11 protein-coding genes are annotated in these 11261 nt (G+C 50.6%); 8 read left to right on the top strand and 3 right to left on the bottom strand.

Annotated elements, in window-relative coordinates; translation table 11 throughout:
* Both AAGJ81_15910 and AAGJ81_15905 read right to left on the bottom strand, forming a co-directional pair.
* Nucleotides 1-381, bottom strand: a 381-nt coding sequence (locus AAGJ81_15910; protein ID MEM0967633.1) for a DUF1854 domain-containing protein, incomplete at its 3' end; no start/stop codon positions are given.
* A 96-nt stretch (nt 382-477) separates the two neighbouring features.
* On the bottom strand, nt 478-624 hold the full coding sequence (locus AAGJ81_15905) for a hypothetical protein (protein ID MEM0967632.1): 147 nt from the start codon (nt 622-624) through the stop codon (nt 478-480).
* Between the two features lie 247 nt (nt 625-871).
* Here AAGJ81_15905 and AAGJ81_15900 point away from each other — a divergent pair, with 247 nt between their 5' ends.
* From AAGJ81_15900 to AAGJ81_15865, 8 genes are all read left to right on the top strand, one after another.
* Entirely contained in the window at nt 872-1669 is a 798-nt protein-coding gene (locus tag AAGJ81_15900) for a MipA/OmpV family protein (GenBank protein ID MEM0967631.1), read from the top strand.
* A gap of 61 nt (nt 1670-1730) precedes the next feature.
* On the top strand, nt 1731-2834 hold the full coding sequence (locus tag AAGJ81_15895; GenBank protein ID MEM0967630.1) for an efflux RND transporter periplasmic adaptor subunit: 1104 nt from the start codon (nt 1731-1733) through the stop codon (nt 2832-2834).
* A gap of 3 nt (nt 2835-2837) precedes the next feature.
* Nucleotides 2838-5984: an efflux RND transporter permease subunit gene (locus AAGJ81_15890; protein ID MEM0967629.1), complete on the top strand. Its 3147-nt coding sequence runs from the start codon at nt 2838-2840 to the stop codon at nt 5982-5984.
* Complete coding sequence (locus AAGJ81_15885; protein MEM0967628.1) at nt 5981-7375, top strand: TolC family protein; 1395 nt, start codon at nt 5981-5983, stop codon at nt 7373-7375. Before AAGJ81_15890 ends, AAGJ81_15885 begins: the two co-directional genes overlap by 4 nt.
* Nucleotides 7376-7515: 140 nt before the next feature.
* The gene (locus AAGJ81_15880; protein MEM0967627.1) at nt 7516-8175 is read left to right on the top strand and encodes an rRNA adenine N-6-methyltransferase family protein; all 660 of its coding nucleotides are present in this window, start codon (nt 7516-7518) and stop codon (nt 8173-8175) included.
* A gap of 4 nt (nt 8176-8179) precedes the next feature.
* Nucleotides 8180-8770 (top strand): VTT domain-containing protein, encoded by a 591-nt coding sequence (locus tag AAGJ81_15875; protein MEM0967626.1) that lies wholly within the window; start codon nt 8180-8182, stop codon nt 8768-8770.
* A gap of 84 nt (nt 8771-8854) precedes the next feature.
* Nucleotides 8855-9535, top strand: coding sequence for a response regulator transcription factor (locus AAGJ81_15870; GenBank protein MEM0967625.1), 681 nt, complete (start codon nt 8855-8857; stop codon nt 9533-9535).
* Complete coding sequence (locus tag AAGJ81_15865) at nt 9522-10937, top strand: ATP-binding protein (protein ID MEM0967624.1); 1416 nt, start codon at nt 9522-9524, stop codon at nt 10935-10937. Before AAGJ81_15870 ends, AAGJ81_15865 begins: the two co-directional genes overlap by 14 nt.
* Nucleotides 10938-11059: 122 nt before the next feature.
* On the opposite strand, the gene AAGJ81_15860 is transcribed toward AAGJ81_15865, so the two are convergent.
* A partial coding sequence (locus tag AAGJ81_15860; GenBank protein ID MEM0967623.1) for a DUF1854 domain-containing protein occupies nt 11060-11261 on the bottom strand: 202 nt, incomplete at its 5' end.

Genomic DNA, 11261 nt, shown 5'->3' with positions numbered 1-11261 from the left:
GCTTCCGTCCTCCAAGTTGCGCGGCCAAGAGTCCAGAGCCGTCTGAAAGACTCGGTCGCCAGACTCGGTCTTGACTTTCCAAGTGCGCAATTCGAAGTCCGGTTTGATCGATTCGATGCCAGTGACTTCGAAGGCGAAACCCCCTGCAGCCAAGGCTTCATTCAAGGCGTGAGCGGAGTGCTCGTCGAGCTGGGAGCGATCCTCCACAAAAGCGACTTCCTCATTCTTTTCGTCGCGCAGCGAAAGGTGTCGGCCTGGCTCGGAGAGTGGAAAGCACTTCACCGGTCGGACGATTACTGATTCTCTGCCTTCCTGAGTGGCGGTGAGACGCCCCGCTCCACAGGAGGCGAGCTGGAGATTAGTTGTATTTGTTTTTGTCATGGATTGTGGGTGTTCAGTCCTCGAAATCGAACGCTCCCAAAACTCGATTTCCGCTTCGCTGATTTCGATTTGTTGATGTCACTAGGCTTGGCAAGATTACACAGCGAACTGTTCATGGAGCTCGACCTGTAGGTCGTGCAGTTTGCGATACACCCCGTCTTCGACTTGGAGGAGTTCTTGGTGGGTGCCTTCCTCGACGAGTCGTCCTTCCTTCATGACGAGTAGGCGGTCGGCCTGCTTCAAGGTCGACAAGCGGTGCGCGATGGCTCCTATGATCTTCTCCAGAAGAAGTTGGTCTCACTTTGAGTAGGGGCGTTCGAAAGGTTTTCGGGTGGCTCTGTGATTCCATAGTCCCTCGGCTACTGGAGTTAACTTTTGTTCATTCGGTGTCCACCTCCGGTTTAGCGGTCTTGCTGTAGGCTGACGGTCATTTGCGAAACGAAGCGCAACAACCGTCCAACACTAAACAAAAAGAAAAGGTGACAACCGTATGAAAAAATCCACACGCTTAACCTTTGGTGCAGTAGCATGCACTCTGTCGACTTTCTTGGTCCAATACGCAAGTGCTGAGGAGATTACCGGTTTCGTAGGAGCTGGGGTGATGTACTCGCCTGATTACGAAGGGAGTGATGACTATGAATTTTCACCCGTTGGTGCCGCGCGAGTCGAATACAGCCCTTATTACATAAAGACCAACGAATTGGGCCTCCATGTAAATGTGTCCCCTTTTGAAACCATTGAATTTGGTCTCAGTACCAACTTCCGCGATGGTAGGGATGATGGGGTTGAGGATGCAACGGTACTCCGGCTTGACGAAATTGATTCAGCATTTGAAGTCGGTGCATTCACCCGCTTAAAAACGTCTGGCGTCTTGCATCCAACTGATGAGCTTCACTTTGAGGTTGATATATTGTGGGATGTCACGGGCGTTCACGAGGGAATGGTTGTTCGTTTCGGACCTGGCTATGACTACTCCCCGACAGAGCGTCTAAGGCTCGGCGCTAAGTTGATGGCCGTCTGGGCTTCGGACGAGTTCAACGACACTTACTTCAGCATCAATCCAGATAACGCCACTCGGAGCGGGTTGTCCGAATATGAAGCTAGCGCGGGACTCAAGAATGTCTCCTTTGGAGTTTCAGCCAACTATATGTTTACGGATAATTGGGGTGTAATCGGGATCGTAGCCTATGAAAGGCTATTGGGAGATGCGGTAGATAGTCCGGTTGTCGAAGATCGCGGCGATGCGAACCAGTTCTTCCTCATTAGTGGTATTTCGTACCATTTTTAGTGCTGTACCCTTAATACGGACAAAACGTATCGGTAAAAATACTACAAAATCATCAACAAGCATGGTTGTGAGAAAACTAGCTGAAATTCTCTTACCCGGTGGGTTCTTCTTGCTCATCAGTCTCCTGACGGGCTTTGCGGAGAGTGAAGCGATTTCGAACGCCCTATCGGTTAAAATTATGGATGTCGAAAGGGAGGAATCCTATAAAGAGAAACGAATTTTTGTTGGTCAGGTCGAAGCACGACAATCCGCTGAAGTAGGCTTTGAGATCGAGGGAACGGTTGATGAGATCCTTGTGGATGAAGGCGACATTGTAGCGGAGGGCGATACCCTAGCGGTTCTCAATGCTGACCGTCTAGAGGCTCGGCGAAGAGAGGCCTCTGCGACCCTTCAAGAGGCCGAGACTCTCGTTACTCTTACAAATTCGACCTTGGTTCGCATCCAAGGAATCGAAGTTGGTGGCGTCTCTGCGCAAGAAGTGGATGAGGTCCGGCAAGAGCGTGACAGCGCGGTTGCCAGTGTAAACAGACAAAGAGCTGCTTTGGAACGGATCGAAGTTGACCTCGAGAAGACGAGATTGGCCTCGCCCTTTGACGCTATCGTGATTGAGCGAGTAGCGGATGAGGGGCGAGTTGCTTCAATAGGGGAACCTATTCTTCGGTTAAAGGAAAGAACCATGCCAGAGGTTCGTATTGGCTTGGCAAATGGTTTAGCTGACCGATTTGAGGTCGGAGAACGGGTAAGCCTTCGGACTAACGGGGGAAGAGTGATTTCCACGGTCAAGGCCATCCTTCCGGTGCGAGACGCGAGGGCCCGAACGGTTGATGTGATTCTAGAAGTGGATGGAGGAACGAAGGTTCGGCCGGGAGATCTGGTTGAAGTAACGATCGATGAAACACGTGAGGATGAGGGCTTCTGGGTTCCACTTTCCGCTCTTACAGAGACAGTCCGTGGTCTTTGGAGCGTTTATTCGGTAGATGAGGGAATAGCTGAGCGCAAGGTAGTGGATTTGATCTATCAGGATGAAAGCCGAGCGTTCGTCAGAGGAAACCTCCAGACTGGTGAATCAATCATTGTTGATGGTGTTCACCGAGTGGTTCCGGGGCAGTCTGTAAGACCGGCAAGATCACGGAATCCGGAAGAAACCCTTTTAGAAGAGTTGTAGGTCATGGAAACTGCAAAGTCGGAGAGACTCCCACACACAGCCCTGTTCCGAAATCGCTATCTTTTGGTCCTTATAGTGGTAGTGGTGCTTGTGGCTGGTTGGTCGGCTGTGAACACTCTACCCAGATTGGAAGATCCCCGGATCACGCAGCGGAATCCCACGATCCTGACTCTTTTCCCTGGTGCCTCCGCGGAGCGGGTTGAATCTCTCATCAGTAAGCCGATCGAGGACTCGTTGCGTGAGCTCTACGAAATCAAGACGATTGAGTCTACTTCCGGTGATGGAGTGTCCTTGGTTTCCGTTGAGTTGGAAGACTGGACGAATGGGAGAACGAATCAGCAGGTCTTTTCAAAGATTCGAGACCGGCTAGCCGACGTGGCATCCGACTTCCCATCTGGAGCGGGCATGCCAGACTTCGACGATCAACGTGGAGCTACGGCTTTTACGCTAGTGGTTGCTTTATCCGCACCTCGAGAAGACACAGTGCAGCTCGGGATTATCAGCCGTCTGGCGAAGGAGTTGGCCGACCGTCTTCGCAACATCGGAGGGACTGAAATTGTAGAGCTCTATGGGGATCCAAGAGAAGAAATAACAATCACAGTTTCAGAAAAGGATCTTGCCGCTCTCGATTTAAACAATCTCCAGTTGGCAAGCCTGGTTGAGGAGGCGGATTCCAAAAACTCCGCTGGTTCTTTGCGGTCATCAGATCGGAGTATCCTGATGGAGGTCGATGGAGAGTTCGAAACCTTGAGCCGTATTCGTAGCATTCCGGTGGGTGAGTCCGAAACGGGAGGAGTCCTCTATCTTGGAGACATAGCAAGGATCGAAAAGACCCTCCAAAGTCCGCCGGATGAAGTTGCCTTCACCAAGGCTGAAAATCGTAGCATATTGCTGGCAGCCAGAATGACGACAGATCGGCGAGTGGATCAGTGGACAGACACTGCACGTGACATTGTCGATGGGTTTGTCGATGAGTTTGGAGTATCAGTCGAAGTTGAAACGGTCTTCGAGCAGAACAGTTATACGAATGAACGTCTTGGCGGACTTTCGGTGAATCTAGCAATGGGTGTTCTGGTCGTTATGTTGGTGGTGTTGGTCGCCATGGGTTGGAAGCCATCCCTTATAGTGGGATTAGCCCTGCCACTCGCAATGGCGGGTGCTGTATTCTCGTTGAGTTTCTTTGGTGAACAAATTCATCAGATGACAGTCTTCGGGATGATCATAGCGATCGGTCTATTGATTGATAACGCGATCGTTGTCACCGATGAGGTTCGAAAAAACATCAAGGATCGTGGATTTGAATCGAAGGTAGCCCTTTCTAAAGCGGTTTGTCATTTAAAAGCTCCCCTGTTTGCCTCGACCTTTACCACTATCCTGGCGTTTATGCCGATATTCCTTTTGCCGGGAAACATCGGAGACTTTATCGGACCGATTGCCATTTCAGTGGTTATGGCTCTTGCCTGCTCTTTTGCTCTATCGCTTACCGTTATCGCTACTTTGGCAGCGATTTTTACGAAACCCGAATCCAAAGGTGGGAAAAGCTGGTGGCGCTCAGGTCTTCAGTCTCCTCTTGTTGTGGCCCGATACCGGAATCTGTTGGCTTTTAGCCTTCGAAGACCGGTTTGGTCGATTCTGATCGCTCTAATCCTACCGTTCGCAGGCTTTGTCTTGTCGGGATCTCTCCCGACGGTTTTCTTCCCCGATGCGGACCGTGACCATTTTGAGATACAGGTCTGGCTTCCTGAAGACTCGTCTGTTGAGCGAACAGAAGCCGTTGCCCGGGAAATCGATGAACGAGTTCAGGCGGCAGAGGGCGTTCTCCGGACCCACTGGCTCGTTGGAAACTCTACGCCTTCCGTCTACTACAACCAGATAATGAATCAGGATGGTACTGCTTCGTATGCTCATGGGATCGTATTTGCGGAAGATGCCGATGCTGCCGATCATCTGATTCCGAGATTACAAACTGTTTTCGATGAGAATTTTCCGGAAGCCCGCATCATCGTTCGTGCTTTCTCGCAAGGGCCGCCTGTTTCCGCGCCAGTCTCCTTTCGTCTCGTCGGTCCCGATGCGAAAACTCTTCGGGTGTTGGGGGAGCAGGTTCGACTGGCTATGGTGCAACATCACGATGTAAGCCACGCTTTTGCATCGATCGAGGGGGGCAAACCGAAGCTTTGGTTGGCAGCTGACGAGGACAAAGCTCGCCTGGCAGGCCTCACACTGAGTCAAGTGGCGTTACAATTTCAGTCTACTCTGGATGGTATCACGAGCGGGACTGTTTTGGAAGATTTGGAGAATCTTCCAGTCCGAGTTCGGGGAGCCGAAGAGATCCGCGGTGACTTTGCCCGAATAGCTTCTCTGAAGCTAAGTTCGCCAGAGGTTGATGGCTGGCTTCCAGTTACTGCCCTAGGTGAAATTGTATTGAGACCCTCGGTCTCGAACATCACTCGACGCAACGGACAACGGGTAAACCAGATCGACGGCTTCCTCGAGCCAAATGCTGCTGCTGTATCCGTTACCGCTGACATACAGAAGGTCTTGGCGGAGCCAGATGCACTCAATTTACCTCCGGGTTACGCTTTAGAACTCGGGGGTGATGCGGATGAGCAGGATCAAGCAGTTGGTTTATTGGTCACCTACCTACCAGTCTTGCTGATTCTAATGGTTGCAACGCTTATCTTAGTATTCAGAAGCGTTTCGATCGCACTACTGATCTTTGTGGTAGCAGGACTCTCCTCGGGACTTGGATTTTTAGCCCTATGGATTTCCGGCTATCCGATGGGTTTTAATCCGCTGCTTGGAACCGCAGGGCTAATGGGGGTTGCCATCAATGGGTCTATTGTCGTTCTCGCTGCGATCCGGGCCAACCCCAAGGCTGCTGGTGGAGATCTGGACCAAATTGCGGATGAAACAATCGGATGTTCCCGGCATATCTTGTCGACCAGTTTCACAACGGTAGCAGGATTTACTCCTCTTCTTTTGGGGGGAGGAGCGTTCTGGCCTCCCTTGGCCGTTGTCATCGCGGGGGGAGTGGCATTCTCGACTACGTTGTCACTGCTATTCACCCCAGCAGCTTACTCGTTGGGTTGTATGCTTGGACATCGGAAAACCAGACTAGTGAGAAGGCTGAGGGGGATCGGAACAGTATGAAGTATCTTCAACATGTGGTTTTGATCACAGGATTTTTCGTGTGTGGATGCTCGGTAAGCACGAGTATCAAACAACCAAAAGTAACTTACTCGGAGGTTTGGGCCTCTGAAGCTGAGTCGACGGATAGGGTGGTTCAAGAGTGGTGGAAACAGTTCAACGACCCCGTACTGGAGCGGTTGATTAGTCAGGCTTCCATGGCTAATTACGATCTTTTGATTGCTCAGTCACGGGTAAGGGAGGCTCGGGCAGCAAGAGGTATAGTAGCCGCTGACGCTTTGCCAGTGATTGGAGCATCGGGTTCTGCTCGTAGAATTAGCACTAGTGAATATACTCTTGATGGAAATGACGGCGTAACCGACACTGTCTTTGCCGCCGGGTTCGACGCATCATGGGAGATCGATCTATTTGGCGGAAACCGTTCCGAGCGTCGGGCAGCGGATGCCCTGATCGATGCGGCGGTAAACGACCGTCGTGATGTGATGGTGAGTGTCCTGGCCGAAGTCGCACGGAATTATATTGAACTTCGTGGAAGTCAAAAACGCCTTTTGATCATTCAGCGGAACGTTGATCTTCAGCGAAAGACACTCGATCTTGTCAAGAGTCGCGTCGACAGTGGGTTTTCGCGGGAGCTCGATCAAACTCGGGCGGAGGCTCAACTTCGGGAGACTCAGTCACAAGTGCCTCTAGTAAGGGCAGAGATTAGAGCGGCTGCCTTTCGATTGTCTATTCTTGCAGGCAGATCGCCTGAGAGCTTGTTCGAGAAATTGATGACGACGGAACCTCTCCCGGTTGAGCCCGATATCGTTCCGGTCGGTCTTCGGTCAGATCTTCTACAACGTAGACCTGATGTGCGCTCGGCGGAAGCGAATCTTGAGGCTGCATTGTCTGAAGTTGATGCTGCTAAAAAAGAGCTATATCCGAAATTCTTCCTGACTGGTTCCGCGGGATTCGAGTCTCTGACCTTTGGGGATCTCTTATCTTCGGCCGCTCAGACGTGGACACTTGGTTCTTTGGTTGAGTGGCCCATCTTCCGCTCGGGTGAAATCCGAGCGAGTATTCGTGTCGAGGAGGCACGTGCTAAAAAAGCGGTGTTGGAGTTCGAGCGAATCGTTCTGGAAGCCCTCGGCGAAGTAGAGAGCAGTTTGACCTTTTATGGGGAGGAGCTGCAAGCGCGCGACCGTCTGAAAGAATCTGTCGATGCAGCACGTCGTTCGGTAGCACTGGCTGACAACCTCTATGGAAGAGGCTTGAGCAGCTTCCTTGACGTCTTGGAGGCGGATGGGCGCTTGAGCGAGACCGAAGATGCTCTAGTGCAATCCGAGACGCGCACGCTAACCAGTCTTGTGGCCTTGTATAAATCCCTCGGAGGAGGCTGGGAATCATTCGAATAGGTTTCTGGATCGGCCATTCGATAGGTTCAAGATGAACCTTTTGTAATTCGCTGGTAACTACGAGTTAAAGTCGGGTTTGGTAAGCTGGGGCCAGTAACAACAAGTGATTGGCATAATTACCAGGAAAGGACGGAAAATACATGGGGAACAGATCTGTGAAAGCACCTTTCGGACGATTCGCTTCTGATGGCGGCTCCAAAGGAAATGGGCGAATCGAATACGATGAAAGCTCGAAACTAAACTCGATGAGAGTCTTCGTTGAGGAATGGATCAAGCGCCCAATGGAGGTCGCAGCGGTTGCGCCTTCGAGTATTCATTTGGCGCGAATAATGGCCGCGGAGATTTCGGGATCGACTGGACCCGTTTTGGAAATGGGCCCGGGAACGGGGGTATTCACGAAGCAGTTGCTGGCAAACGGTGTTAAGCCAGAGGATTTGCTTCTGGTCGAGAAGAACAAGAGGTTCGCAGAGCTACTGAAGCAACGTTTTCCAGGACTAAATGTCGTTCACGGAGATGCTGCAAGAGTCGATCCCCTGAGCCTTGGTGTGGGGAGACTTTTTGGTGCAACGGTTAGCGGAATGGGAGTTCTTTCGATGCAGTGGGAGGCCGTCAAAGGAATTCTCTCTAATTCCTTTAGTAACATGGAAGAGGGTAGTGCTTTCTTCCAATTTACCTATTTGTGGAGATGTCCGGTTCCCAAAGCTCTTTTGGATGAGCTGGGTCTGAAAGCGACTCGAATAGGACACACCGTGCGAAACTTCCCTCCAGCGCTGGTTTACAGGATAACCAGAAGGCCGTAGCCCGATGTTTGAGACTTTGGTGTCGTTCGGATTGCTGGGGGTCTTTGCGATCGCAACTCTGGAGCGTGTTTTGCCAGTAGTTCCGAGCTATGTCCTGTTCGCTTTGATCGGAGTGATGGCCGCGGAGCAGGGTGGTTTTGCTGCTAACCTGATGGTAGCGATTCTAGGAAGTTTCTTTGGGGGCACTCTCCTTTACAGTCTCGGTTATCTAGTACCTCCAGACAGGTCCACTTCCATTGCGATATGGGTGGGTCGTAGCATGGGGGGCAAGCCAGAGAGCATTCAGAAATGGCTCGGCCGGATAGAAAGGAAAGGTGCGACGCTTGTTGGGATAACCCAAATCGTCCCTACGATTCGACTCTTGAGTCCGTTTTTCGCGGGCTTCTTCCGCGCACGTTTCCTCTCTGTTTCGCTCGCTTTGGCTTTGGGAACTTCCGTCTGGGTTTCATTATTGGTTTCGGCTGCATGGATCGGAGCTTTGTATATGCCGGACAGCAACCCTTTGTCGATTACGCTGTGGGTGACTTTTGCCCTTCTTACCGTGGAGGTGCTGGCAGGAATTATCTGGTATCTCGCCCGAAAGGTCCTTGAATAAAAATCCGTAAAACACGGGCGGAAAGAGGAAGGTTTCTTTCGGCATTCTATTCGAAATTACGAACGAAAACCAGGCACAGTGGATATGCGCATTTTGGCAATAGAGGACGATAGTGCGACAAGCGAATACATCAAAAAGGGACTCGAGGAATCCGGTCACACCGTGGATCTTGCGTTGGATGGAAAAGACGGGATATTTTTGGCTACTTCCGAGAAGTATGATGCCATTGTCTTGGACAGGAACATGCCGTTTATCGATGGCATCACGATTCTGCAAACACTCCGTGCAAAAGGCGATAAAACGCCAGTCCTTATCCTTAGCACAATGGGTGCCGTCCAGGATCGGGTTGAAGGTCTCCGTCTAGGTGGTGATGACTACTTGGTAAAACCATTTTCCTTTGACGAACTGATCGCCCGATTAGAGGCCCTGGTCCGTCGATCAGTGAACCACACTGAGAGTATTACTTCGATATCGGTTCTGGACCTTGAGGTGGATCTTCTCAGCCGCCGAGTCATGCGAGCTGGACTAGAAATCGAGCTGAAACCCAGAGAATACAAACTACTGGAGTACATGCTGAAACTCAAAGGTCAGGTAGTCACCCGCACGATGATGCTCGAGAATATCTGGGATTATAACTTTGATCCGCTCACCAATGTCATTGATGTGCATATTAGCCGTTTGCGGAAAAAAATCGACGATGGTCACGAGAAGTCAGTAATCCACACCGTAAAGGGGGCTGGATATATCATTTATGAAGAAGACTAAGACCTACACGAGGAGTTCTAGTTTCTTCATCGCTCTGACATTCGGCTTTATTCTGCTACTGGTATTTTCTGTCCTCAGTTTCTTCCTCTATGTCGTCTCCACTTCTGATTTTATCGGAGAGGCGAAAAGCTCCATACAAAGGGATTCCCAGCATTTCCTTCGCTGGCATGACGGCGAGGGAATAGAGGGCGTGGTAGAAAAAATTGAAGAGCGTAAAGCTAGGCGAAGTGATCAGATCTATTTTTTAGAGGACGAGAACGGAACTAGGGTCGCAGGAATGCTGGAAGCATGGCCGGAAAATGTTGTGCAAAGTCCTCTGCAGGATGCAGACGGAAAGTTCTTCGATATGGTCGAATACGAAATTCAAGACGCGGAGATTGATGCGTCATGGATTAGACCTCCGCTGAAGAGCGGCGAGGTTTATCAGATTTTCACGCAATTGGTGGAATTTGATGACGGTCACAGGCTGTTGATCGGACGCAATCTCGGCGTTTCGGAGAGGCTTCGGGACCTGGTCGGAGAACTGTCCGGTTTTGCGTTAGTGGTTTTGGCGATCATCGTCGTCATTGGGTTCTGGATTAGTATGTATGTGGTCAATCGTGTGAACAAGATAGCAAACAACGCTCGTTATGTGACCGAAACCGGTGATTTGAGCACTCGGATTGAGACCTCTACAAGAGGCTGGGATGATCTCGGCTATCTGGCCGACACGATCAACACGATGATGGATAACATTGAGCTTTTGGTCGAAAATGTTAAGAGAGTCTCGGATAACATCGCCCATGACCTGCGCACACCTTTGACAAGGCTGCAAAACAGGATCGAAAGATTGTCCGAGTCAGAACCGATAGGGCCGGAGGAAAAACTCAAACTCAAGGCCGACTCCGAAGTCTTGTTATCCATGTTTGGTGCAATTCTGAGAATATCAGAAATCGAGTCCGGGAAGCATGTTTTTGAGAGGAAGGATTTTGACATTAAGCTTCTGATGGAAGACGTCGTCGAATTTTTCGAGCCTGTCGCTAACGAAAAGAGCATAGAAATACGGACTGACACCGAAAAGTGTGTATTCCCGATAGATCGTGACCTGATTTTTCAAGCAGCCCTCAATGTCTTAGAGAACGCGATTAAGTTCACTCCTGAGGGTGGTCGTATTGACGTGTCCGTTTCCTGTCAGCGTTCGGAATCCGTGGAAATTACAGTTTCGGATTCTGGGCTGGGCGTCTCTGATAAAGAAAAGGAAAAGATCTTTGATCGTTTTTACCGTTCTGATGAAAGCCGAACAACACCCGGCAATGGTCTTGGATTGAGTATGGTGAAAGCGATAATCGAATTCCATAGAGGCTCAATCGTCCTTGAAGACAATGATCCGGGTCTACGCTTTATAATGAGGATCCCCCGTTGATCGATTCATTCGAATGAGGCCAAAGTGATCTGGCATGGAGAAGTTAAGAAAGTGCTACGCATGAAAAGTGAGTGCTTCTGAATCAAAAAAGTAAAGAACCATCCAATTTGGAGAGGAGTCGGTTAGCCGACCAGGCTCCAAAGATACCGAGCACTTTCCTTGCCGAGTTGATCGAGCGGAGGAAAGCGGTAGAGGTCGCCGAAGACGTCTTCGACGAGGTAGCTTCCGTCCTCCAAGTTGCGCGGCCAAGAGTCCAGAGCCGTCTGAAAGACTCGGTCGCCAGACTCGGTCTTGACTTTCCAAGTGCGCAATTCGAAGTCCGGT

It is taken from the genome of Verrucomicrobiota bacterium (assembly GCA_038744685.1).
Lineage (GTDB): Bacteria > Verrucomicrobiota > Verrucomicrobiia > Opitutales > Puniceicoccaceae > Puniceicoccus.
The sequence above is the reverse complement of the archived record's forward strand: the minus strand, read 5'-3'. Positions and strand labels throughout refer to the sequence as shown.

Coding starts and splice junctions, on each gene's coding strand:
- AAGJ81_15900 (MEM0967631.1), top strand. CDS start 872: ATGAAAAAATCCACACGCTTAACCTTTGGTGCAGTAGCATGCACTCTG.
- AAGJ81_15895 (MEM0967630.1), top strand. CDS start 1,731: ATGGTTGTGAGAAAACTAGCTGAAATTCTCTTACCCGGTGGGTTCTTC.
- AAGJ81_15890 (MEM0967629.1), top strand. CDS start 2,838: ATGGAAACTGCAAAGTCGGAGAGACTCCCACACACAGCCCTGTTCCGA.
- AAGJ81_15885 (MEM0967628.1), top strand. CDS start 5,981: ATGAAGTATCTTCAACATGTGGTTTTGATCACAGGATTTTTCGTGTGT.
- AAGJ81_15880 (MEM0967627.1), top strand. CDS start 7,516: ATGGGGAACAGATCTGTGAAAGCACCTTTCGGACGATTCGCTTCTGAT.
- AAGJ81_15875 (MEM0967626.1), top strand. CDS start 8,180: ATGTTTGAGACTTTGGTGTCGTTCGGATTGCTGGGGGTCTTTGCGATC.
- AAGJ81_15870 (MEM0967625.1), top strand. CDS start 8,855: ATGCGCATTTTGGCAATAGAGGACGATAGTGCGACAAGCGAATACATC.
- AAGJ81_15865 (MEM0967624.1), top strand. CDS start 9,522: ATGAAGAAGACTAAGACCTACACGAGGAGTTCTAGTTTCTTCATCGCT.